We start from the raw sequence: 24745 nt of genomic DNA, 5'->3' as shown, positions 1-24745 counted from the left end.
GAAAGCGAGGGATTTATATGCTTGGTTTAGCAAAAGGTTTAACCTATACATTAAAGAACTTGACGAGGAAAAAAGTGACCTATGACTACCCTAATGAGCCGCTTCCGCTCCCTGACCGATTCCGAGGAATCCAAAAATTCTATCCTGAAAAGTGTATTGTATGCAATCAATGCGTGACGATTTGTCCAACGGATTGTATTCAATTAACTGGTAAGAAACATCCGGACCCATCGAAAAAAGGGAAAATCATCGATACGTATGACATCAATTTCGAGATTTGCATTTTATGTGATTTATGTACGGAGGTCTGCCCTACAGAAGCGATCGTGATGACGAACCAATTCGAGCTGGCCGAGTATAGCCGTGATCATCTATTTAAAAATCTGGAATGGCTGGATGAAAATGATGAAAATATCCGGAAGGTGAATAAAGTATGAGCTTGTCGGGTGAATTAATTGCCTTTATTGGTTTGGCACTCGTCGCGATATTGGGCGGGGTGCTGCTGATTACGTTAACAAAAGTGGTGCACATGGTAATTGCACTTGTTTTTACTTTCTTGGGCATTGCAGGCATTTATATGTTGCTTTCAGCCGAGTTTGTCGCCATTGTCCAAATCCTTATTTATTCAGGGGCAATCACGATCGTGATGCTATTCGGAATTATGCTGACAAAGCACCAGGAAAATGATGCACCCGCTAAAGGGGGCTGGGGGAAATTCTCCGTGCTCGCAGCGGTTGCTGGATTCGCCGTGGCGGTTTATCTGGGGATTTATAATCTGGATATACCTGTACAGCCAACGGCCTTGCATGAGGAAAATACAAAGCAAATAGGAATCGAACTTTTTTCAAAATATGTGATTCCATTTGAAGTGATGTCGGTACTCCTGCTTGTTGCTTTAGTCGGTGCCATCGTATTGGCTAAAAAAGATGATGAGGAGGGAGATCGATCATGACGGGAGTTCCCTTGTCGGCTTACCTTGTATTGGCACTCGTTTTATTTTGTATAGGGCTGTATGGGGCCTTGACGAAAAGAAATGCGGTCATTGTTTTGATTTCAATCGAGCTGATGCTGAACGCCGCGAACATCAATTTAGTTGCCTTCAGTAAATTCGGGGTAACGCCATCCATTACGGGTCAAGTTTTTTCCTTATTCACGATTACGATTGCTGCGGCCGAGGCTGCTGTAGGGCTGGCTATACTAATGTCCCTTTATCGCAATCGGAAGACGGTCAATGTCGATGAAATGGAAATAATGAAGAATTGAAGGTTTATATAAATGAAGAAGGGGATTTGATACGATGATGGAGCACGCATGGCTCATACCGATCTTTCCACTCGTCACGTTTCTGGTTCTGCTTCTATCAGGCGGGCGTTTGCGGGAACGAGGGGCTATAATAGGAATAATATGTACATTGGCTTCGTTTGTTTTATCGTTGCTTGTCCTGTTAGAACGATTTAAAGAACCTACGTATAATATATCGATAGACTGGCTTTCCTTCGGAGGGACGCAACTTACAGCCGGATTCGAAATCAATCAGCTTAATGCCTTGATGCTTGTGATCGTTTCCCTTGTCAGCCTGCTTGTCCAGATATATTCGAAGGGGTATATGAAGGGTGAAGTGCGATTCTCCATTTTTTATGCTTATCTGGGCTTCTTCACCTTTGCCATGCTTGGTCTAGTCATGGCACCCAATTTATTACAGCTTTATATCTTCTGGGAATTGGTCGGGGTGGGTTCTTTCCTGCTCATCGGGTTTTACTTTTATAAACTGGAAGCTAAGGCTGCAGCGAAGAAGGCATTCATCATGACCAGGATTGGGGATGTAGGGCTCTTAATCGGCATCATTCTTCTATTCTGGGAAACAGGCAGCTTTGAATATGGAGAGATCTTTCAAGCTGTTCAATCGGGCATGATATCAAGTGGAAAACTGACATTAATCGCTATTTTGATTTTTATCGGTGCGGTTGGGAAGTCTGGACAATTTCCACTTCACACATGGCTTCCGGATGCAATGGAAGGCCCGACTCCGGTTTCCGCATTGATACACGCAGCAACGATGGTTGCTGCAGGGGTTTACCTGGTAGCGGCCATGTTTCCGTTATTCATGGCTAGTTCTGCTGCGATGCAGGTCGTCGCAATAACAGGTGGAATTACAGCCATATTTGCCGCAAGCATTGCCATAGTGCAAAAGGATGTTAAGCGTGTATTGGCCTACTCGACAATCTCTCAGCTTGGTTTTATGATGCTTGCCTTGGGTACTTCGGGATATGTGGCCGGGGTGTTTCATTTAATGACCCATGCCTTTTTTAAAGCATTGCTGTTTTTGGCTGCAGGCAGTGTTATTCACGCTATACATACACAGGATATGGAAAAGATGGGTGGCTTATGGGGTAAGTTGAATTGGACTGGGCCGCTGTTCTTGACTGGCACTTTGGCGATATCCGGGTTTCCATTGCTCTCGGGTTTTTTCAGTAAAGATGAAATTCTGATGGCAGCCTGGGAGAATGGTAGTTATATATTGTTTGGTCTAGCGGTGGTTACCTCCTTTTTAACTGCGTTTTATATGTTCCGGCTGTTTTTCATGATATTTGCAGGCGATTCACGCAGTCAAGTCAAACAGGTCAAGGAGTCATCTTCCATCATGTTAATTCCGATGCTCGCATTGGCTTTGCTTGCAATAATCGGTGGGTATATCCAAACACCATGGTTTGGAACCTTCCTTGGGGAGTGGCTTGTGGAGGGAAATGAATCTCTTCTAGGCGCCAGCCATAGTGAGGGGCCTGTTTGGGTCATGTTGATGGCAGTGATTGTATCGCTGGCCGGGATATGCCTTGCTTATATGATATATGCTAAAAAGAAATTACCTCGGGATTGGCTTGTCAAAGAAAACTCCGGGGTCTATAGGGTTTTGGAAAATAAGTATTATATTGATGAGATTTACCATTTTACTGCAGGTTATGCAATCAAAGGCTTTAGTTTATTCCTATCTTATATTGAAAGGTTCATTGTCGGTGGCCTTGTTTCCACTGTAACAAGTTCAATAGAAGGGTTGGGGAAAATAGGGTCTAAACTGCAAACGGGACAGGTACAGCAATATGGCATGATAGCCTTTCTGGGACTTGCGGTACTGTTGGTGATTTTTGCAGTGACTGGGGGGTATCTAAGATGAATGTCTATTTGCTCTCGCTATTAGTGTTTTCACCGCTGCTGGGCATAGTGATGGTTGCCCTCATGCCGAAAAAAGAGGAAAGAACGATTAAACAATTTGGCTTTTTCGGAACACTGCCTCCCCTTTTCCTATCGTTCTTTCTATGCAGCCAATATTATTCGGGTGTGGCCCTATCCGAATTTGACATTAAATTGAATTGGATCAGGTTTGGGAACTTGGAGATGTATGATCCCAAACTCTTCACGGTTGACTTTGAGTTGGGGCTGGATGGCTTAAGCCTCATCTTCATATTACTGACAACAATCATTTCATCTCTTGCCGCAATCGCGTCCATTTATATAAAAAAAGATTGGAAAGGGTATTATTTGTTATTTTTGATCCTGGAGATCGGAATGCTCGGTGTCTTCACGGCAGAAAATTTGATCCTTTTTTTCATCTTTTTTGAAATGACATTGATTCCTGCTTTCTTTTTAATTGGTAGATGGGGCTTTCTTGAGAGGGAAAAAGCTTCTTATAGTTTTCTGATTTATAATGGCATTGGTTCGGCCGTTTTATTGGTGGCCATTTTGATTTTGTTTGCCAGGACAGGTACGACAAACATTGCGGCATTGACACAGATGATGACAATGGGCGGTGTTTCGCTTTTTGCACCCATATCCGGTTCGATGAAATATGGTTTATGTCTCGCCTTTCTCGTTGCATTTGCGATAAAGCTGCCGGTCTTTCCCTTTCACAGCTGGATGGTGCGGGTCCATGCAGAAGCGCCTCCATCCATAGTCATGATACATGCGGGTGTCCTATTGAAAATAGGGGCATACGGAATCATCCGGTTCGGAATGGGGATATTTCCGGAACAATATAAAAGCTTGGCCTTTACCATTGTCCTGTTTGGGGTCCTCAGTTTTTTGTATGGTTCCTTTCTAGCGTTGGTACAAACGGATTTCAAGCTCGTTTTAGCCTACTCGTCCATCTCACATATGGGTATCGTCATGATGGGGCTGGGAGCCTTGAATGAAGCGGGCATTCAGGGAGCCATTTTTCAAGTCATCTCACACGGGCTAATTGCCGCTTTGTTGTTTTTCCTGGTGGGAGTGTTGTATGAGCGGACGGGAACGACGATGCTTCCTAAGCTTGGGGGCTTGGCCAAGTCGATGCCGATTTTTTCGGGGTTCATGTTAGCTAGTGGGCTGGCTTCACTTGGTTTGCCTGGCATGTCCGGCTTCATCAGCGAATTCATGGTATTTCTTGGTTTATTCAAAAGTCAGTCGTTGCTTGCGGCAATAGGGGTGATCGGGCTGGTATTAACCGCTGTTTATGTACTGAGGGCGGTCATGCTGATGACTTTCGGAAAAAATGATAGCTTGATAGAAACAGAGAAACGGGATCTTAGGGGCTGGGAGTTTTTGCCCGCATTGGTTCTTCTCGGTTTGATAATAACTGTTGGGGTATACCCAAATTTGTTAGGCGGGCCTCTTCAAGGAACGATTGAAGCCATGATGCTAGCTCTAGGGGGGCGATGAAGGATGGATTGGAACACGATGCTTTCTTATGATTGGGGAGCGATGATGCCGGAATTCATCATCCTAGGAACGGCCATGTTTCTTTCGATATTGGATTTATTTTGGCCGAAGCACTTTAATCGGAGAAAACTGGCATGGCTCGCGTTAACCGGAATCATTTTGGCCTGTTTGTCACTGATTAGCCTGCTATCCTTTGAGACAGTCAGTATCTTATCCGATACGTTTCGTTTAGATTCATTTGCAAAAGCTTTTAAGTTGCTGCTTTTATTCGGAGCGGCCCTAATCATGCTTCTGGCTGAAGGATATGAACCGCAAGAGGGGCTGCGGGAGCATCGGGGGGAATTTTATTATCTGTTCCTGACCGCTTTGCTTGGAGCGATGGTCATGTCCTCAAGCGGTGATTTGATAACGCTGTTCGTTGGACTGGAACTTCTTTCACTTTCATCTTATATATTGGTCGGAATACGGAAGCATGATCGGAAGTCCAACGAAGCGTCCATGAAGTATGTGATAAACGGAGGCATTTCCACAGCGATCACTTTATTCGGAATGAGCTATTTATATGGAGTGACCGGTTCCGTCAATCTAGGTGAAATGAGCCGGACGATGGCTGCAATGACGGACGGCCAGCTGCAATACATTATGGGACTCGCTTTCTTCATGGTATTTGTCGGTGTATCCTTCAAGATAGCTGCCGCCCCATTTCATATGTGGGCACCGGATGTCTATGAGGGGGCTCCGACACCGGTCACAGCCTTCTTGAGCGTAATTTCGAAAATGGCGGGTTTTGTCATCATCCTGCGCATTTTTCTCTCGTTGTTCCTAACAGCTTCCGGTGACACGTTCGGAGCGCTCGACTTTTTGGAAAAAAATAATATTTATATAGCTTCATTGGCGGGGCTGACGATCATCATTGGAAATGTGGTTGCATTAAGGCAGCAAAATTTAAAACGATTGTTCGCCTATTCAAGCATCGCCCATGCGGGTTACCTGCTTGTAGCGGTGGCAACATTGGGCGGGGGATATTTCCTGCTGGATACTGTCTGGTTTTATCTAATGGCTTATGTATTGATGAATATAGGTGTATTTGCAGTCATTCAGCTGCTCTCCAGTCAAAGTGGGTCAGAAGATATTAGTATTCTTGCAGGGTTGGGGAGGAAATCACCGTATCTTGCCATGGCATTCACTGTATTTATCCTGGCACTTGCTGGAATTCCCGGGACGACAGGTTTCATTGGCAAACTCAATATTTTTCTAGGCACATTCATAACGGAGCCTGGACATTTTGTCCTTGCTGGAATCATGATTGCTGGAACCATTGTTTCCTATGTGTATTATTTCGGATTATTGGTGCAGGTCTTTTTCCGACCCAATCATTCGGAGAAGGTCATTAACATCCGTCCGGGTCTTTACGCCGTGTTGATCATTTGTGTGATAGGCACCATTCTTTTCGGGGTGGCACCAAATATTGCTTTTGATTTTATTCATGATCAATTTGGTGAATTTACAGACTTTATTTCGAGTAAATGATATAATGCCTGTAACAGAGGCTTGTTCCATTGGATCAAGCCTCTATTTACAGTTTTAAAAAGATTTTTTGCAATTCTTCCTTTTAAATTCCAAATATGCAGGGGTTTTGTGTTAGAATATAATTTGGGTGTCTTTTAGGAGGTATGTACATGTTTTCAGCAATGGGACAGCAGGCTTTAACAGGGATTATTGCACACTTGTTTTTCATCGCAGTTACCTGGTGGGCTTTACAGGCATTACATTTTGATAAAATGTTAAGATCCAATTCGGTCATCAAGGCCAGGGTTTTATATATTTTATTAACGGTTGCCATCGGTTCAGCTGTAAGTAATTTCTTCCTCGACTACCTGGGATTTGCAAACCAACTCCCTTATATGTTTAGTAATGACTGATAAGCTGTAAGAGTTTTCTTATAGCAAAATATGATTCTACTCTTGTATTCGCTATTGCTCCCTGCCAGTTTAAGGGGAAGTTGTCACCAATTGTCGGAAAACTTGAAGTATGATCTCTCTCCTTGTGGAAAGAATGTGTAAAAGGGGAGGGATTTAACATGTTTAATTTAAACAAAAAAATGTTAACATACATAGTATTTCTCGGTTTGACGGTGATTTTAATTGGGAATAGTACGATTGTGGCAGAAAGTAAACCAGATATAGTTAAAATGGTGGGACTGTTACAAAAAGATGAAGATTTGGACATAGGGGATTGGTCTGTACTCACTAGAGAAATAAATAAAGAGATTACAACTAAACAAGAGTTTGAAAGCGAAGTTACAGCTTTAAAACGAAAATACCCTCAATTTCAATGGCACCGGAAAGATGATGCTTCCGGCTGGAAGGCTGAGGCGTTAACTTACAATGTCGATTCAGGTCTGACCGAGTCTATCAAAATAATGACAACGGAAGAGAAATTTGATAAAGTTACCTATGTTATTTACGAAGTGGAGGGGAAAGAGTGGAAGAAAGCCAATGCGGCATTTTTTACTGCTACGTTCCAAAACAGGGTGAATGACCTATTTATAGGAACTCCTTCAATTTTTTCTTGTATTAAAGGGTCTATCAATGATAATATGGATTCGGTTTTAAACTCTAAAACTGAAGACCTGTTAGATATGTTCCAAGCAAGGGAAATTGAGAGTGTGCATGAAACAAACTTTACATCTATATCTGCACATTCAACATTGTTTAAACAACCATTGACAAAAGAAAAATTAAATTTGCAGTTTGGGCTACGGACAGAAGGATTGGGTGACCGAACGAACTTTGTAGTTGGCACACCAATCATAACGTTTGAATATTAATATAGAGAAAATGGACGCGGAGGGGAATACTTTTGGAAAAAATCATCGTCCGCGGCGGAAAAAGGCTTAGCGGGACAGTTAAAGTAGAAGGTGCTAAAAACGCCGTTTTGCCAGTTATCGCTGCAACATTATTAGCAAGTGATGGGAAAAGTATCATTAAAGATGTTCCTACGCTCTCCGATGTATATACAATCAATGAAGTATTGCGCAACTTAAATGCAGATGTTGCCTTTCATGACAATCAAGTAACTGTAGATGCATCAAGAGAGTTATTAGAAGAAGCACCATTTGAATATGTACGTAAAATGAGAGCTTCCGTTTTAGTGATGGGCTCATTACTGGCAAGGAATGGCCGGGCCCGCGTTGCTCTTCCTGGTGGCTGTGCCATCGGATCACGTCCTATCGACCAGCATTTAAAGGGTTTTGAAGCGATGGGAGCAAAAGTGAAGGTCGGCAATGGTTTCATTGATGCCGAGGTAGAAGGCAGACTTAAGGGTGCAAGAGTGTATCTTGACTTCCCGAGTGTGGGTGCCACTGAAAACATCATGATGGCAGCAACACTTGCTGAGGGTATAACTATTCTTGAAAATGTGGCCAAAGAGCCTGAAATTGTAGATCTTGCGAATCTCCTTAATAAAATGGGTGCCAAAGTCAGAGGTGCCGGTACCGGTACGATGAGAATCGAGGGTGTCGATAAATTATATGGCACTGAACATACGATTATACCTGACCGTATCGAAGCTGGTACATTCATGACTGCGGCCGCTCTTACTGGCGGCGATGTTCTTGTTCAAGGAGCTGTACCTGAACACCTTACTTCCCTTATTGCTAAAATGGAGGAAATGGGCGTTAAAATTCTTGAAGAAGAAGATGGATTACGCGTTATCGGTCCAAAAACCTTAAAGGCCATTGATATTAAAACAATGCCGCATCCTGGTTTCCCGACTGATATGCAATCGCAAATGATGGCATTATTACTGCGTGCTGAAGGAACAAGTATGATTACGGAGACCGTTTTCGAAAACCGTTTCATGCATGTTGAGGAATTCCGTCGCATGAATGCCAATATTAAAATAGAAGGTCGTTCCGTAATCGTTAATGGACCAACTAACATTCAAGGAGCTGAAGTAGCTGCAACAGATTTACGTGCCGCAGCAGCGCTCATCCTGACTGGATTGGTTGCAGATGGCATTACTCGTGTTACAGAACTGAAGCATCTTGACAGAGGGTACGTGAATTTCCATGGTAAATTGGCATCCCTAGGTGCAGATGTGGAACGTATTAACGAAGATGTACCTGCTGAAACAAAAAAAATTGCAGATTTAAACGCATAAATAGCTTAGCTTATAGAACCATTCACGTTCGAGTCATTGAACCGTGAATGGTTTTTTTGTCTTGATCCGGCTTCATCGGCTACAGTTAACTAGATGTCATTTTTCTATTCATAAAAGCTTGTCCCCCGACATACATTTGTTATGTAAAGATACCTGCTGGATACGATTAAATACGGCAGAGAAAACAAGTGTAGGGAGGCTCAGGAATTTGAAAGCAATCAAACCGATGATCGTACTATTCATAGCAGTAGCGTTCGTAATTATCATGATTCCGGCAGTGCTTGTGCTTCCATTTTCAAATGATAAGACAAGTGGGCAGTTGACCGAACAATTAGAAAAGAAAGTGAAGAATGAGGGTAAAGAGGTAGCTGCAAATGAAATGAGTTCCGTAGAAGTTGCCGTTTATCGAACATCTGCAAAAAAGATTGAAAAACTGCCGATTGAATCTTACTTGACTGGTGTGGTTGCGGCTGAAATGCCAGCGGATTTTGAAGAAGAAGCGCTGAAGGCTCAAGCATTGACAGCGAGAACTTACATTGTCAATCAGCTTATAAGCGAAAGTCGGTTGGGCTTGCCGGATGGTGCCGATGTAAGCGATACGGTCATGCACCAAGTTTATAAGAATAATGATGAGCTGAAAAAACAGTGGGGCTCTGATTATAAATCGAAGATGCAAAAAATTAACAAGGCTATAAAAGAAACTGCGGGTCAAATTTTAACCTATGAGGGAAAACCGATTACTGCCACTTTTTTTTCGACCAGTAATGGCTACACGGAAAATTCCGAGGACTATTGGCAAGCTGATTACCCCTATTTAAAAAGTGTATCCAGTCCGTGGGATAAAGAAGAATCACCAAAGTTTTATAATAAAGTTGTAGTGAATGCTGCAGATTTTGAAAAAAAACTGGGTGTAAGTCTTTCTTCGGGAACATCAATAGGGACTGTCATTGAAAGAACATCAGGTAATCGTGTAGGTGTAGTGGAAATCGCAGGAAAGAAAATGACAGGAAAACAGATTCGTGAGAAGCTCGGGCTGACATCATCCGATTTTGACTGGGAGCGTCAAGGCGACCAGATTGTCATCACGACAAAAGGATCCGGACACGGAGTTGGAATGAGCCAATACGGGGCCAATGGCATGGCCAGGGAAGGTAAAACCTATGAAGACATCGTGAAATATTATTATAAAGGCGTCAAAGTTCAGTCTTCAAATAAGTGGCTGAATACGATGACAGCAAAAAAATGAGAGATGGGAATCCCCATCTCTCATTTTTTTGCGCTTAATTTTTCTATAACGGTCAAAAAGCCCCGTTCACGCTTGAAATAATGATATTGGACATGAAAATAGACTGCAGCTACTCCTATGATATCTTTAATGACATCTATTAAGGTAGAGGAGCGGTATGGGACGAAGGATTGGTGATATTCATCAATAACTCCGTAAAGGCAAGCCACAAGTGCCGCCAACAGGCTTAAACCAGGTTTCAGATTTTGGTTTGCAGCAAGGGCGGAAACAAATAAAATATACAAAAGGGCAAATTCGACCAGATGAAGTGCCTCTTTGATAAATCGGTCAATTGAGGATGAGGGAAGATCAAGAATCATATCATCGGGGTTGCTCGACATTATCCAAATGGCAATCATATATAGGAAAGGCAATAACGTTAACACAAGTTTAAAAGCTTTTTTCATGATTTAAACATCCTTCAACAGTAAGATACCAAACATTTTACCATTCTACGAATAAAATCGGTTTCATTTCCACAAAATAAATCTAAAAAAATTTTTTCCTGAATGTATATAATCTTAACAAAATGTTCAGAATGATTGCTGAGGTGATTAATATGAGAGAGGAAGAAAAGAAACCAACTTCCACAATCCGACGTATACTAAAACAACGTTGGGCATTATCAGCAATCTATATCGCAAGTGCAGCCATAATCTTAGCCGCGGCCTTCTTATTACAAAATAGTTTTAACGATTCAGCTAAAGATGGCAAAGAGGAATCAGCTGAAACAGGAAAAAACTATGGTGAGCCTTCTGTAGAAGTTAATAGTAATCTTGAGACAATCAAGATGCCTGTAGCCGATGCGAACAAAACGGTTATCAAGAAACAGTTTTATGATGTGAATGCGGATGAAAAAGCACAAGAAGAAGCATTGGTTTTCTACAACAATAGATATGAGCAAAACAAAGGTATAGACATTGCAATGGAAGATGGAAAGACTTTCGATGTAAAGGCTTCCTTAAGTGGAAATGTAACGAAAGTTCAAGACGATGCGTTACTTGGAAATTTAGTTGAAGTAGAACATGAAGATGGCGTTGTTACCCGTTATCAATCTGTTAAAGACATTAAGGTTGCAGTCGGTGACAAAGTGAAACAAGGACAAGCAATTGCTACAGCTGGGAAAAGCCAAATCAATGAAGAGGCTGGCGTACATGTACACTTCGAAATCAGAAAAGATAACATTGCGTTAAACCCACTTGATTTTGTTGATAAACAAGCTTCTGCGATTCAATCGGCAACTGAAGCCGAAGGCAGTGAACTTGAAGATTCTGCTAATAAAGAAGAAAAACCTGCAGTCGAAGGTTCTGAAGCTGATAAAGAAGAAAAACCTGCAGTTGACGAATCTGAAACTGGCACGGAGCAAGCTCCTGCAGTTGACGAAACTGACGAGAGCACTGATTTAGAGAGTGGCACTGATGAGGAAGGCTCTGTCCCTGGTGAAGATACAACTGAAGAAAGTGATTCCTTAAAAGATTCGTTGAATCAATCTAATTAAGATCAAGATTTTTAATAAAATCAAAACAAAAACCTAGAGCGTTACGAATGACAACAACTGAAAATTTGGTAAAAGGAAGCCGTTCACTTTGAACGGCTTCCTTTTTTTGAGGAAATATTGGCCAATATGCTGAAACCTTTGAATTTCTGACAAATTTCTCGGGAAATAATTTACGCCTAATGACAATAAACAGATGAAAATCAGAAATAAATCCAAACCTCCTGTCCCATTAGGCATATATTCTTAACCAAGCTAATAAGATGTTATAAACCATGCAAAGAGAGTGTTTGAGGTGAGGAATCGTTTATTACAAATTATCTAATAGGTGAATAATTCTATCTTTCATTGTTTATAGGGCAGCGGTATTCGATTCGAAAAATACGAATCTCATTTCACACTTCTCACATCCAATTTGGGGAGGTCGAGTGGTGTGCACGATTACATCAAAGAAAGAACTATCAAGATAGGAAAGTATATCGTGGAAACTAGAAAAACAGTCCGCGTCATTGCAAAAGAGTTCGGAGTCTCTAAAAGCACGGTTCATAAAGACTTGACTGAGAGGCTGCCAGAAATTAATCCTGATTTGGCTAACGAAGTGAAGGATATATTGGATTATCATAAATCCATTCGCCACCTTAGAGGTGGAGAAGCGACAAAATTAAAATATAAACGTTCTGAAAGAGAAGAAGAAATCGTTAAATGATACTTGAATCATTCCGGCTATTGGAAGTGAATCGGGCAATCAGGGATAAGGGGGCATGAAAGTGAATGTCCGTTTTTTTTCTTAACCTTGATTGCGGTTCCATGCCGGGGTTTTTTTTTGGGGAAATGCGAAATTTAGTACATAAGGCATCAATTTTTTTTACATATTGGCAAAAAAGGGAATAATAGTATTTATTAGTGTTTATTTATAATTCATACTTACTTGTGTCAATGCAATATGGTAAAATAAACAATTAGGACAGAAGTAGGTTATATGTGAGGATATTCAAGGAGGATTTAAGAAATGTTTGCTAGAGATATTGGGATAGATCTTGGAACAGCCAATGTTCTTATACATGTCAAAGGTAAAGGAATTGTGTTAAATGAGCCTTCGGTAGTTGCGATTGATAAGAATACGAACCGTGTTCTTGCCGTCGGGGAAGAAGCTCGTAAAATGGTAGGCCGTACTCCAGGAAACATCATCGCAATCCGTCCTTTGAAAGACGGTGTCATTGCGGATTTTGATGTAACAGAATCGATGCTTAAGCATTTTATCAATACATTGAATGTGAAAGGCTTCCTTTCAAAGCCTAGAATTTTAATCTGTTGCCCGACCAACATAACAAGTGTCGAACAAAAAGCGATTAAAGAAGCTGCTGAAAAAAGCGGCGGAAAAAAAGTATTCCTTGAAGAAGAACCAAAAGTGGCTGCAATCGGTGCCGGTATGGATATTTTTCAACCAAGCGGCAATATGGTCGTAGACATTGGCGGGGGTACAACGGATATTGCCGTTCTTTCAATGGGGGATATCGTTACATCTTCTTCAATTAAAATGGCCGGTGACAAATTCGATAATGAAATTTTAAATTATATCAAGCGGAAGTACAAGCTCCTTATTGGTGAGCGTACAGCGGAAAACATTAAAATCCAGGTTGCAACCGTATTCCCTGGATCCCGTAATGAAGTCATCGATATCCGTGGGCGCGATATGGTATCGGGATTGCCTAGAACCATTTCGGTCAACTCGGAAGAAATTGAGGAAGCTCTTCGCGAGCAGGTTTCCATCATTGTACAAGCTGCAAAAAGCGTGCTTGAGCGGACACCGCCAGAACTTTCTGCAGATATCATCGACCGCGGCGTCATTTTAACAGGCGGGGGAGCATTGCTTCACGGGATTGATTTACTTCTTGCTGAAGAACTTAAGGTCCCAGTACTCGTTGCCGAGCAGCCAATGGATTGTGTAGCAATCGGAACCGGTATCATGCTTGATAATATGGATAAATTGCCACGTCACAAATTCAACTAAAAAGCGGATGGAAAGCCGCACCATAAGATAGGGGTCTAAGGTTCAGACAAACGTGAGGCATAGTGAAAGTGCGTGCAGTTCTAGTACAGATGAGCAATAGGCCCTCTTCTTTTAGTCGAGAATTTAACACCATTCCTTTAAATCTGACCTAGCCTACGATATAGGTAAATTCTTCTGCCTAATGCTGTCCCTTTCCTTAAGATACTGATGTTCATGACCGATAAGATAGATATGAGGAATTGAACGGGATTAGTTATGTAAATTGAGGAGTGAAGAAGATGTTAAGAGGTTTTTATACGGCTGCTTCGGGGATGCTTACACAGCAAAGGCGCACAGAATTGCTCACAAACAATATGTCCAACGCGAATACTACAGGATATAAAGCGGATCAAATGAGTGTAAGATCTTTTCCTGAAATGCTCATAAGCAACATAGGTGATAAAACGGTTCCTACGGAGAGCAAATTGAGCATGTCTAACTTATCCCAGGTTGGAGGGCTCAGTACGGGTGTTTACGTACAGGAGGCGAATCCTTTATTTGTCCAGGGCACATTGGAGGAAACCCAGCTTAATACGGATATTTCCTTGGTCGATGAAAACCTTCCGATCAATGAAGAAACGGGCCGGAAAGGATCGGTTTTTTTTACTGTCCAGGATGGTGATGGTGCTATCCGTTATACGCGTAACGGAAGCTTCACCCTCGATGGGCAAGGTTATCTGACTACGCCTGCCGGTCATTATGTATTGAACGAAAATAATGAAAAGATCCAGCTTGATAGCGATCAATTCACAGTAGCGGAAAACGGTGTTATTTTAGAAGGAAATGTTCAAACCGCACGTATGGGCATCGGTTATTCGGATGACCCGTCATTACAGCTCATGAAGGATGGGGAAGGCCTGTACAAGGCAGTGAATGATGGGGATTTACCTAGTGCATATGCTGCTGCAGATGTCGGTTTTTCTACTAAGCAAGGCTTTCTTGAAGGCTCCAATGTTGACCAATCGAGAACGATGACAGAAATGATGTCGGCATACCGCTCTTTTGAAGCGAGTCAGAAGGTTCTTCAAGCCTATGATAAAAGTTTGGATAAAGCGGTCAATGAAGTTGGCAGGCTTTAATTGAACAGTAGGAAAAATGACTTTGGAAATTTGAACATGTAAGGGGAAAAACCATGAATCGTACGATGATGACTGCGACGAATACGCTGAACCAACTTCAAAGTAAAATCGACCAAATAGGTAATAATATCGCGAATGCGGACACGACTGCCTACAAAAAGACCCAAACGAGTTTCAATGACTTATTGACACAGAGCTTCAATAATCAACCGAGTGAGACCAAGGAAAAAGGAAGATTGACCACACCTGGCATCCGGCAAGGAACAGGGGCTATGATAAGCCAATCTCAATTGGTGCTTTCACAAGGGGCCTTAAAGACGACGGACCGCAACCTTGATGCTGCATTCACCCGCGATGACCAATTCTTCACAGTAAGCGTTCAAGACGATAATGGGGTCAATACAAGGCTTACAAGGGATGGGGCCTTTTATTTATCTCCTAATGCTAACGACCAAATGATGCTCGTTACCTCTGCTGGACATAAAGTCCTTGATGAAAATGGTGAGCCGATCCTCATTGAGGGAAACATTAAGGACATTAAGATTTCGGAAAATGGCTTATTGATAGTGGATACAGAAGAATATGGAGAAAAGAGTTTTGGACTCGGAATCGTCTCGGTAAAGAAACCGCAATTTCTTGACCGGCTAGGCGGAAATTTACTTGGCCTGCCCAAAAACTTCAATGCCTTGGGTGTTAACGAAGACGAGATCATGATTGCATTAACAGGGAATTCCCGCAACAGGGCAGCAGTCCGTCAAGGGTCTCTGGAGTCATCAAATGTCGATCTTTCCAAAGAAATGACGGATTTAATCAATGTTCAACGGTCCTACCAATTTCACTCCCGGGCTGTAACGATGGCTGATCAAATGAGCGGATTGGTCAATGGAATCCGTTAAGGTTTCTGGTAAATAAAATGTCTCCCTGCGGAATTAGAGCAAATCGGTTATAATGAATTCATAACAAAAGGAATCATTCGTGCCGATCATTTTGCATAGCTGCTGAATTTCTGGTGGGAAAATCAGTCGGCGAGTTTTCTTAAAAGGAGCTTTCACATTCTATATGGAACAAAATCGTGTAATGAGACAACAAATTGAAGAAGAGATAAAGGAAGTCGAGGCGAAACCGAATCGTAGGATCAAGGTCCGTCTTTTGCCAATTTGGCTTCGTTTACTCATTGTTATTGGATTGATTTTCATTGCTGTATTATCCGGGGCACTATTAGGATATAGTGTGATTGGTGGAGGACATGCAATGGATGTTTTCCAAAAATCCACATGGACCCATATTATTGATATAGTGAACAAGGGTGCGTAGTTCCATGTTTTTTTAAGTAGTTGCTGTCGTTATCGGAATTTATATTACATGGCAACTACGCCTCTGTCTACATGACAGGGGCGAGTTTATGTAATGTTAGAAATATTTAAGTCATAGGAGGAAGATGTATGCTTGATATCACACAAATAAAGGAAATTATCCCGCATCGTTACCCATTCTTATTAGTCGACCGGATCATAGAAATAGATGAAGGGAAAAGAGCGGTTGGGTTGAAGAATGTCTCAGCAAATGAAGAATTCTTTAATGGCCATTTCCCCGATTATCCAGTTATGCCTGGAGTTTTGATTGTAGAGGCATTAGCGCAAGTCGGTGCTGTAGCCGTTTTGAAACAAGAAGAATACAAAGGGCGGCTTGCCTTTTTCGCTGGGATTGATAATTGCCGCTTTAAGAAGCAAGTTAAACCAGGTGATCAGCTGCGTCTGGAAGTTGAAATAGTGCGTATGAGAGGGTCAATGGGTAAAGGGAAAGCAGTGGCAACGGTAGATGGAGAAACAGCGTGTGAAGCCGATATCATGTTTGCTTTTGGTGACAAATAAGATTCATTTTCCGCGAAAGGGAAATGGAATGTTGAAACTATATTTTTTGGAAAAGGGTTTAAGGAACCGTGAAGCGGTGTATATAAAAAGCACTGCATTGCTTTTTTAAAGCAAGAGCGGTTTTTGAACTTTTTATTCTCCCTTTTAGTGCCGGACATTTTATATGTCCGGCATTTTTTATTGAGTAAGCAAAGCGGATTTTTCTATTTTAATTTAAAATAGGGCGCAAGTTATTTTCACATTCGGGCAAAATAGCTAATGATAAAGACAGAAGGGAGGTTGCCAAAAATGATGAAGAAAATTTTTGCACTACTTGGGGGATCTTTATTATCAATTATGTTCCTTGCTGGATGTGGAACGAATGATAATGACAACAATCCCGCACCAGAAAATGATAACAACATCATAGATGATGATAACAATGGTGTAAATGATAACAACGATAATAACGATATGAATGATAACGATAATGATGGAGTGCTTGATAACGACGATAATAACGTCAATGATAACGTCGATAATGATCCGAATGACTTGATTAAAGACGACGATAAAGATGACGACAAAAATAGGTAATTAGCACAGAATGAGAAAGACTGGCTTAGGTAAGAAGAGGATTGGTATCCTTATTCGTCTAAGTCAGTCTTTTTTATGTGCATTCGATTAGTGATGGGAATTAAGGGAAGGGTTTTTTACTTATTAGTTGCCAATTTAGGCTTTGAGCGGATTTTTTGCTTGAACTCTTTTAGTAATTCATCGCCGGATAGGCCTTTTTGGACCAAATCTTCAAGAAGGAGTTCTGCATATTTGCTCCGTGTTTTTTGGATGTGTCCAACGAATAGAAGGCTATAATGGTTGCCCACTTTTCTTATTGTTCGTAAAACAGTGTGGAACAAAGCCGGTTCATTGTCCTTTTTGGTAATGACTGCCTGGATATACACCTCTCCGTCTATATTGGGAAGTGAGGGCTGAAGCTTATTGAAATGATTTTCTTCTACAAAGGCTTCCAGTAACCATGTTCTGGCGTCGTTTTCTTTATTTATGATCAGTCCATCTGTTAATGCGATATCGATCAAGTTTAAATTTTCAGTAACAATTTGCAACGAGATCAATTTAAATGATTTCATCTAATTCCTCCGTTTCTTGCAAGAAAGAGCGGCAATACCTCTCTTAAACGTAAATTTTTGAAATAGTACATATCGATTTAATCCTTTTAAAGGTAATTATATCATACTAAAAAAAAGTTCCTTAATGAAATGAAAACCCAACATTTGTCTAAATTATGAAGGATAGAATAAAAATTTGCAAAATATTTAATTTTGTTAACTATTCGTTTTTCACCTTGTTTCAATCAATAAAAAATGATTTTGCATCATCCAAACGATTTTTCATGAAGAAAAATGGTGTAATTAGAGCATTTCGTCGATTTTTTAATCGATGGAAGAAAGAGTATGATTAATTCATATTAAAGAGAAAGGAGTGAAAGGATGATTAACCAAGTTACCCTCGTCGGCAGGCTTACGAAGGATCCTGAATTAAGATACACACCCGATGGCAAGGCTGTTTCCAATATCACGTTGGCAATCAACCGGAACTTCCGTAATACTGTCGGTAACTATGAGGCGGACTTCGTACAGTGTATCATATGGAAAAAGTCGGCTGAAAATACTGCTCAATATTGTAAAAAGGGTGCAACGATCGGCATAACTGGCAGAATACAAACAAGGAGATATGAAAATCAGGAGGGCAAATATGTATATGTAACTGAAGTGGTTGCCGAGAGGGTTCAATTTATTGGATCTAAACAAAATGATAGTAAGCCCAAAGATTTTGAACATATTGGTTTATAGTGTTACGTGAAGGGAGGCATGATGGCTTGCCCCAGCACGGAAGCAAGATTGTTTTCAAGAAAATGTATGGATGGGTTAAATTCGACATGTGGTGAAGGCCTATTTGAAAACTTCTAATACTGAATAGTAGGACAGAGCAATTGGATGCTTAATACATTGGAAATAATAAAAGTATTTATAGGACCATAATGAAAAATACATGCACAGATTCTCAGGGAAATTTAATGAAACTTGACGGTAGTATATAGATTATCTTTCATCCATTCATTCCCCATAAGCTAATATAGCTTCTTCCCCGCTGGATACCTCGATTTACCCTCAATAAAATCGAGTTATATGATTTCCCCATTGTAATGACTGCAAATAAGCAGTCATTTTTTTTTATGCCAAAATGTGTGTAAATAGGGAAAATAAAAAAATAATTCTGTTAAATTAGAATTTTTAGAAAATATATTGTAATATTTTAATTTTGATGCAATAATAAACCCAATAATGTAATTGGAAAAAAAGTTATATATAGGAAGTGATTTGATGGGCGAACCAATTATTAAGGTGAATGGGTTGCGAACCAGTTTTCATACGGACGATGGGGTGATTCCTGTCGTGAATTCAATCGATTTCCATGTCAATCCTGGTGAGGTTTTAGGGATTGTAGGAGAATCGGGATGCGGAAAAAGCGTAACTTCTCTGTCCATCATGGGTCTGGTTCCTTCGCCTGCTGGTAAGGTGGAGGGGGAAATCCTTTTTAAAGGAGAGAACATCGCGAATGCCTCTGAAGCGAAAATGAGAAAAATTCGCGGGAATGATATAGCGATGATATTCCAGGAACCGATGACTAGCTTGAATCCTGTGTTCACTATTGGCGAGCAGTTGGTCGAGACGCTTCGGATACATAAAAAATGGAACAAGAAACAGGCCCGGCATAGAGCGGTGGAAATGCTGAAGCTGGTTGGGCTTGGCCGTGCCGAGGAATTGCTCAAAGAATATCCGCATCAGCTTTCAGGTGGAATGAGACAAAGGGTCATGATAGCAATGGCCATGATTTGCGAACCTAAACTCCTTATAGCCGATGAACCGACAACGGCTTTGGATGTGACGATCCAGGCACAAATCCTGGAGTTAATGAAGAATTTAAATAAAGAAACAGACACGGCAATCATGATGATTACCCATGATCTTGGGGTAGTGGCGCAAATGTGTGAACGTGTCATTGTCATGTATGCCGGCAAGGTGATAGAGGAAGGAAATGTGCAAACGATTTTCCAAGACCCCAAGCATCCTTATACGGTCGGTTTACTTCAGTCGATTCCCGATATGCGAATAAAGAAAGATCGCCTTTATTCGATACCGGGTAATGTGCCAAAACCTGGGACAAGCAACCTCGGGTGCCAGTTTGCCCCCCGGTGCTCCCATGCCATGGAGCAATGTATAAATGAGACCCCGTCTCTATTGAAATTCGATGAGGGTCAGCATGTTCGCTGCTGGCTGTATGAAGATGGGAAAGGAGCCGCCTTGCATGAATCAAACATTGGTTAAGGTAGAAAACCTAAAGAAGCATTTTCCAATCAAAGGAGGGGTTCTCGGAAAGACCATCGGAGAGGTCAAGGCAGTTGATGGTTTGTCTTTTTCCATTTATAAAGGGGAAACCTTAGGACTTGTCGGTGAAAGCGGTTGCGGAAAGTCTACGACGGGAAGATTATTGCTTCGATTGCTTGAGCCGAGTGAGGGTAATGTTTATTTCGAAGGAAAGGACCTGACAGCTTTATCTTCCAGTGAAATGAGAAAGATGCGCCGTGAAATGCAGATGGTCTTCCAGGACCCATTCGCTTCCCTCAATCCCAGGCATACCATTGAAAAAATATTGGAAGAACCGCTCATCGTTCACGGGGTTAAAGATAAAAAGGCGCGAAAGGCACGTGTGCAGGAACTTCTTAAGGTTGTTGGCTTAAGCAGTTACCATGCTAAAAGGTATCCGCATCAATTCAGTGGGGGCCAGCGGCAGCGTATTGGCATAGCGAGGGCACTTGCAGTCAACCCCAAATTGATCATTGCCGATGAGCCGGTATCTGCACTGGATGTGTCGATCCAGGCACAGGTCTTGAATCTGTTGCAGGATTTGCAGGAGGATTTTGATTTGACCTACTTGTTCATTGCCCATGATCTTGGAGTGGTGAGGCATATCTCCGACCGTGTCGGTGTCATGTATCTTGGACATATAGTTGAATTGACGGAAAGTGAAGGACTTTACGAAGATCCGCTTCATCCATATACGCAGGCTTTACTATCAGCCGTGCCCATCCCGGATGTGGGATACAAGGGGGATAGGGTAATCCTGCAGGGAGATGTTCCAAGCCCATCGAACCCGCCCGGCGGCTGTCCGTTCCATACAAGATGTCCAAAGGCGATGGCAGTATGCAGTACGGAAAAGCCAATCCTGAATGAACATAAACCTGGTCACTACGTTGCTTGTCATTTATACAATTGACACGACGTATACATAAATTCGCAAATAATAAGGGGGAAGAATATGAAGAAAACATTGGCATTATTGCTGGTTGGTATCCTGGCTCTTTCGCTAGCGCTTGCGGGATGCTCCTCGTCTACATCAAAAGAGAAAGATGATGGTAAAGGGGGATCGAGTGAAGCGAAGGGCGGCGTATTGATATACGGTAAAGGCGGAGACGCTGTCGGTCTTGACCCGGCTATCGTAACCGATGGGGAATCATTCATCGTCACACAGCAGATTTTTGAAACGCTTGTGAAATATGGGGAAGATGATACGGAAATCAATCCGGGTCTTGCAGAATCATGGGAAGTGTCTGATGACGCAAAAACATACACATTCAAATTGAAAACCGGAATCAAGTTCCATGATGGTACTGATTTCAATGCAGATGCAGTCGTAAAAAACTTTCAACGTTGGGCACAAAGTAAGGATGAGGGTAAATTTGCGTACTATGCCTCCATGTTCGGAGGATTTGAAGGTGATGAAGGCCATGTCATCAAAGAAGTAAAAGCGATCGATGCCAACACGGTGGAATTCACTTTGAACCGTCCGCAGGCGCCGTTCCTGAAAAACCTTGCCATGCCTACATTTGCAATAGCCAGTCCGGCTGGAATTGAAAAAGAGGGTGATGACTTCACTAAAAATCCATCTGGTACAGGTCCTTTCAAATTCAAATCATGGAAACCTGGCGATACGATTGAAGTGGTGAAAAACGATGACTATTGGCAAGAAGGACTGCCGAAACTTGATGGAATTACGTTTAAGGTCATTAAAGATAACTCTGCGCGATTAAATGCTGCAATCAAGGGTGAAATCGACCTGATGGATGGGTTGAACCCAAGTGATATCAGTAAGGTTACAGGAGATGAAAACCTGCAAATATTCGAACGTGCATCCATGAATGTCGGGTACTTTGCTTTCAATGTTGAGAAAGCGCCATTCGACAAGAAAGAAGTGCGTCAGGCCATCTCGCATTTGATCAATAAAAAGGAAATCATTGATAATTTTTATGAAGGCACAGCAGAGCCTGCCAAGAATCCTATGCCGCCATCCGTTTCTGGCTACAATGACAAAGTCGAAGACTATGATTATGATGTAGAAAAAGCGAAAGAACTGCTGAAAAAAGCTGGACTTGAAGACGGATTTAAAATGGACCTATGGGCAATGCCGGTACCGCGCCCATATATGCCAGATGGTCAAAAAGTGGCTGAAGCCATTCAAGCAAGCCTAAAACAAGTCGGCATCGAAGCGAATATCGTTTCGTACGAATGGGCTGCATATTTAGAGAAAGTGCAGGCTGGTGAAGCCCAATCCTTCATGATGGGCTGGACAGGAGATAATGGAGATGCGGATAACTTCCTTTATACATTATTGGATAAAGATAATATCGGCTCCAACAACTATGCCCGTTACGCAAACGATGAGGTCCATAAACTGCTAATTGAAGCTCAGTCCACGGCAGATGAAGCCAAGCGCAATGAGTTGTATGGAAAAGCACAGGAAATCATCCATGATGATGCTCCATGGGTTCCGCTTGTACACTCTTTACCGCAGTTAGCCGGATCTAAGACTGTCAAAGGGTTTGTTCCACATCCAACTGGTTCACAATCCCTTGTTAATGTTTCACTAGAAAATTAACCGTGCGAACCGGGTAGTATGGAGTCTTGCATGCTTCCCGGTTTTGTTATGGAATGTATTTCAAAATGATCAAGGGCGCTTCAAAGGACCCTTATTTAAAAGGCGGGTGATTGTTTTGTTTTCCTATACCGTACGACGTTTAGGATCTCTCATTCCAGTGTTACTCGGAATGGCATTTATTGTTTTCATGATGATTCGGGCGATTCCGGGGAATCCAGCACAGGTGATTTTAGGGCAGCAAGCAACGGAAGAGGCAGTCGCTGCAATGACAAAGGAGCTTGGTCTGGATAAACCTTGGTTCATTCAATTTTGGGATTATTTATCAGGTCTGTTAAAGGGAGACCTGGGTGTTTCGTTAAAAACGAATAGTCCGGTTTCCGAGGAAATTGGGCCATACCTAATGGCCACGATAGAACTGGCCTTGATCGCCATGATCATCGCCGTGGTAATAGGCGTGAATGCAGGGATAATATCAGCTTGGTTCCAAAACTCATGGTTTGATTATGCCGCCATGGTGATTGCGTTGATTGGTTTGTCCATGCCTATTTTCTGGCTGGGATTAATGGAGCAATACCTCGTTTCAATTCAATGGGATTTACTTCCGACGACAGGGCGGGATAATATCAGGGATCCCGTTGAAGCCATAACCGGCCTGTATTTGATGGATACACTCATGGCTGGCAGGGTTGACCAGTTTTTCGAGGTGATCAAACATCTCATTTTGCCGGGGATTGCGCTTGCGACCATTCCGATGGCCATTATTGCAAGGATGACACGTTCGTCCATGCTGGAAGTAATGAGATCGGATTTCATTCGTACGGCTCGTGCGAAAGGAATGAGAATGTTTTGGGTTGTTTACAAGCACTCCCTTAAGAATGCCCTGATTCCAGTGGTGACGGTGATCGGCCTGCAGACAGGATTACTTTTAGGCGGCGCCATATTAACGGAAAATATTTTTGGATGGCCGGGTATCGGTACATATATTTATGATGCAATACTATCTCGGGATTATCCGGTGATACAGTCCGGAATTCTCGTCATCGCCTTTTTGTTTGTCATGATCAATCTAGTTGTGGACTTGTTGTATGCAGCGATCGATCCAAGGATTAAGTATAAATAGGGAGGGAAACTCATGCCTGAAATAGCAACGAATACTTCGCCAATCCTTCCTCCAAAAGAGGCAGAGGAAAAGGTCATCTCTCCCTGGAAGGAAGGATGGAGGAGTTTTAGGAAAAATAAGGTAGCTCTTGTGGGTCTGGGGATTGTTGCATTTTTAATCTTAATCGCCATCTTCGCGCCCCTTATTGCACCTTATTCATTTGAGGGGCAAAAGCTAAGTGATAAACATTTGGCCCCGTCTGCGGAGCATTGGTTCGGAACGGATGAATTTGGTCGTGATATTTTGAGCAGGGTCATTTATGGCTCGCGCATATCAATAGGGGTCGGCTTCTTATCTGTTGCCGGATCTGTCGTGGTTGGGTCTTTTTTAGGAATCATTGCCGGTTATTACGGCAAGTGGATAGATACGATCATATCGAGGGTCTTTGACATCATTCTGGCCTTTCCAAGTATCTTGCTAGCTATTGCTGTCGTAGCCGTTTTGGGACCTTCCCTTCGCAACGCACTTATTGCCATTGCCATCGTCAATGTCCCGATATTCGGCCGGCTTTTACGTTCACGGGTCTTAACAGTGAAAGAAGAGGAATATGTAACGGCCGCTAAGGCAATTGGAATGGGGGATGGTCGGATTCTCCTTCACCACATCCTTCCGAATAGTCTTGCACCGATCATCGTTCAAGGTACCTTGGCGATTGCAACTGCCATAATTGAGTGTGCAGCACTGGGCTTTCTCGGTCTCGGAGCTCAGCCGCCAGCACCAGAGTGGGGAAAAATGCTTGCCGATTCCAGGGCGTTCATCATTCAGGCACCATGGACGGTTCTTTTCCCTGGCCTTGCGATCATGCTTACGGTACTCGGCTTTAACCTAATGGGGGATGGGCTGCGCGATGCATTGGATCCAAGAATGAAAAACTAGAAGTAAAAGGGTGATGTTAGTTTAACATCACCATCTTTTTGTCGTTTATCGTGTAAATCTATTAAAATATGAAAAATAATAAC

At 42.1% G+C, this 24745-nt stretch carries 26 protein-coding genes; 24 read left to right on the top strand and 2 right to left on the bottom strand.

The features are described 5' to 3' along the window. The first annotated feature begins 17 nt into the window (after window positions 1-17). The 10 genes from nuoI to spoIID all read left to right on the top strand — a co-directional run bounded on the left by nuoI (window position 18) and on the right by spoIID (window position 10099). The gene (gene nuoI, locus JNUCC41_RS08000; protein ID WP_048685828.1) at window positions 18-437 is read left to right on the top strand and encodes an NADH-quinone oxidoreductase subunit NuoI; all 420 of its coding nucleotides are present in this window, start codon (window positions 18-20) and stop codon (window positions 435-437) included. Further along, window positions 434-952: an NADH-quinone oxidoreductase subunit J gene (locus tag JNUCC41_RS07995; RefSeq protein WP_192207245.1), complete on the top strand. Its 519-nt coding sequence runs from the start codon at window positions 434-436 to the stop codon at window positions 950-952. Before nuoI ends, JNUCC41_RS07995 begins: the two co-directional genes overlap by 4 nt. Next, window positions 949-1263 (top strand): NADH-quinone oxidoreductase subunit NuoK, encoded by a 315-nt coding sequence (gene nuoK / locus JNUCC41_RS07990; protein WP_098371643.1) that lies wholly within the window; start codon window positions 949-951, stop codon window positions 1261-1263. The genes JNUCC41_RS07995 and nuoK overlap by 4 nt, the downstream gene beginning before the upstream one ends. 34 nt (window positions 1264-1297) lie before the next feature. After that, the gene (nuoL, locus tag JNUCC41_RS07985; RefSeq protein WP_192207244.1) at window positions 1298-3169 is read left to right on the top strand and encodes an NADH-quinone oxidoreductase subunit L; all 1872 of its coding nucleotides are present in this window, start codon (window positions 1298-1300) and stop codon (window positions 3167-3169) included. After that, a complete protein-coding gene (locus JNUCC41_RS07980) occupies window positions 3166-4689 on the top strand; it encodes a complex I subunit 4 family protein (protein ID WP_192207243.1) in 1524 nt (507 codons plus the stop codon). The genes nuoL and JNUCC41_RS07980 overlap by 4 nt, the downstream gene beginning before the upstream one ends. Before the next feature lie 3 nt (window positions 4690-4692). Next, window positions 4693-6219, top strand: a complete 1527-nt coding sequence (nuoN, locus tag JNUCC41_RS07975) for an NADH-quinone oxidoreductase subunit NuoN (protein ID WP_192207242.1) — start codon at window positions 4693-4695, stop codon at window positions 6217-6219. A gap of 149 nt (window positions 6220-6368) precedes the next feature. Then, a complete protein-coding gene (locus tag JNUCC41_RS07970; protein ID WP_192207241.1) occupies window positions 6369-6611 on the top strand; it encodes a DUF1146 family protein in 243 nt (80 codons plus the stop codon). Window positions 6612-6769: 158 nt separating this feature from the next. Then, entirely contained in the window at window positions 6770-7519 is a 750-nt protein-coding gene (locus tag JNUCC41_RS07965) for a YwmB family TATA-box binding protein (protein WP_192207240.1), read from the top strand. A 32-nt stretch (window positions 7520-7551) separates the two neighbouring features. Beyond that, window positions 7552-8853: a UDP-N-acetylglucosamine 1-carboxyvinyltransferase gene (gene murA, locus JNUCC41_RS07960; protein WP_192207239.1), complete on the top strand. Its 1302-nt coding sequence runs from the start codon at window positions 7552-7554 to the stop codon at window positions 8851-8853. Between the two features lie 208 nt (window positions 8854-9061). Then, window positions 9062-10099, top strand: coding sequence for a stage II sporulation protein D (spoIID, locus tag JNUCC41_RS07955; protein WP_228467572.1), 1038 nt, complete (start codon window positions 9062-9064; stop codon window positions 10097-10099). Window positions 10100-10119: 20 nt separating this feature from the next. Here the strand turns inward: spoIID and JNUCC41_RS07950 are convergent, their stop codons facing one another. Then, window positions 10120-10545 carry a VanZ family protein gene (locus tag JNUCC41_RS07950; RefSeq protein ID WP_192207238.1) on the bottom strand — a complete coding sequence of 142 codons (426 nt, stop codon included), beginning with the start codon at window positions 10543-10545 and terminating at the stop codon, window positions 10120-10122. Window positions 10546-10697: 152 nt separating this feature from the next. Here JNUCC41_RS07950 and JNUCC41_RS07945 point away from each other — a divergent pair, with 152 nt between their 5' ends. From JNUCC41_RS07945 to JNUCC41_RS07910, 8 genes are all read left to right on the top strand, one after another. Beyond that, complete coding sequence (locus JNUCC41_RS07945) at window positions 10698-11636, top strand: stage II sporulation protein SpoIIQ (protein WP_192208090.1); 939 nt, start codon at window positions 10698-10700, stop codon at window positions 11634-11636. Between the two features lie 430 nt (window positions 11637-12066). Further along, window positions 12067-12339 (top strand): sporulation transcriptional regulator SpoIIID, encoded by a 273-nt coding sequence (gene spoIIID / locus JNUCC41_RS07940; RefSeq protein WP_034315767.1) that lies wholly within the window; start codon window positions 12067-12069, stop codon window positions 12337-12339. A gap of 303 nt (window positions 12340-12642) precedes the next feature. Then, complete coding sequence (locus JNUCC41_RS07935) at window positions 12643-13644, top strand: rod shape-determining protein (protein ID WP_076368333.1); 1002 nt, start codon at window positions 12643-12645, stop codon at window positions 13642-13644. A 278-nt stretch (window positions 13645-13922) separates the two neighbouring features. Next, window positions 13923-14762 carry a flagellar hook-basal body protein gene (locus tag JNUCC41_RS07930; RefSeq protein WP_192207237.1) on the top strand — a complete coding sequence of 280 codons (840 nt, stop codon included), beginning with the start codon at window positions 13923-13925 and terminating at the stop codon, window positions 14760-14762. A gap of 53 nt (window positions 14763-14815) precedes the next feature. Further along, window positions 14816-15658 carry a flagellar hook-basal body protein gene (locus tag JNUCC41_RS07925; RefSeq protein WP_192207236.1) on the top strand — a complete coding sequence of 281 codons (843 nt, stop codon included), beginning with the start codon at window positions 14816-14818 and terminating at the stop codon, window positions 15656-15658. 163 nt (window positions 15659-15821) lie between these two features. Beyond that, complete coding sequence (locus JNUCC41_RS07920) at window positions 15822-16076, top strand: DNA-directed RNA polymerase subunit beta (RefSeq protein WP_137016469.1); 255 nt, start codon at window positions 15822-15824, stop codon at window positions 16074-16076. 128 nt (window positions 16077-16204) lie between these two features. Further along, window positions 16205-16633: a 3-hydroxyacyl-ACP dehydratase FabZ gene (gene fabZ / locus JNUCC41_RS07915; protein ID WP_034315755.1), complete on the top strand. Its 429-nt coding sequence runs from the start codon at window positions 16205-16207 to the stop codon at window positions 16631-16633. Between the two features lie 288 nt (window positions 16634-16921). Beyond that, the gene (locus JNUCC41_RS07910; RefSeq protein ID WP_192207235.1) at window positions 16922-17209 is read left to right on the top strand and encodes a hypothetical protein; all 288 of its coding nucleotides are present in this window, start codon (window positions 16922-16924) and stop codon (window positions 17207-17209) included. 116 nt (window positions 17210-17325) lie between these two features. Here JNUCC41_RS07910 and JNUCC41_RS07905 read toward each other — a convergent pair whose 3' ends face one another. Beyond that, entirely contained in the window at window positions 17326-17760 is a 435-nt protein-coding gene (locus JNUCC41_RS07905; protein ID WP_192207234.1) for a YwpF family protein, read from the bottom strand. Between the two features lie 360 nt (window positions 17761-18120). Here JNUCC41_RS07905 and ssb point away from each other — a divergent pair, with 360 nt between their 5' ends. The 6 genes from ssb to JNUCC41_RS07875 all read left to right on the top strand — a co-directional run bounded on the left by ssb (window position 18121) and on the right by JNUCC41_RS07875 (window position 24662). After that, window positions 18121-18483 carry a single-stranded DNA-binding protein gene (gene ssb / locus JNUCC41_RS07900; RefSeq protein ID WP_192207233.1) on the top strand — a complete coding sequence of 121 codons (363 nt, stop codon included), beginning with the start codon at window positions 18121-18123 and terminating at the stop codon, window positions 18481-18483. A 531-nt stretch (window positions 18484-19014) separates the two neighbouring features. Further along, window positions 19015-20019: an ABC transporter ATP-binding protein gene (locus tag JNUCC41_RS07895; RefSeq protein ID WP_192207232.1), complete on the top strand. Its 1005-nt coding sequence runs from the start codon at window positions 19015-19017 to the stop codon at window positions 20017-20019. Then, window positions 20000-20968, top strand: a complete 969-nt coding sequence (locus JNUCC41_RS07890; protein WP_192207231.1) for an ABC transporter ATP-binding protein — start codon at window positions 20000-20002, stop codon at window positions 20966-20968. The genes JNUCC41_RS07895 and JNUCC41_RS07890 overlap by 20 nt, the downstream gene beginning before the upstream one ends. 42 nt (window positions 20969-21010) lie before the next feature. Next, entirely contained in the window at window positions 21011-22627 is a 1617-nt protein-coding gene (locus JNUCC41_RS07885; protein WP_192207230.1) for an ABC transporter substrate-binding protein, read from the top strand. 115 nt (window positions 22628-22742) lie between these two features. Beyond that, window positions 22743-23747, top strand: coding sequence for an ABC transporter permease (locus JNUCC41_RS07880; protein ID WP_192207229.1), 1005 nt, complete (start codon window positions 22743-22745; stop codon window positions 23745-23747). Between the two features lie 12 nt (window positions 23748-23759). Then, entirely contained in the window at window positions 23760-24662 is a 903-nt protein-coding gene (locus JNUCC41_RS07875) for an ABC transporter permease (protein WP_192207228.1), read from the top strand. Window positions 24663-24745 lie beyond the last annotated feature (83 nt).

This window comes from Brevibacillus sp. JNUCC-41, from assembly GCF_014844095.1.
GTDB classification, from domain to species: Bacteria; Bacillota; Bacilli; order Bacillales; family DSM-1321; genus Peribacillus; species Peribacillus aracenensis.
Note: the sequence above shows the minus strand (reverse complement) of the source record. Positions and strands in the feature narration are given on the sequence as shown.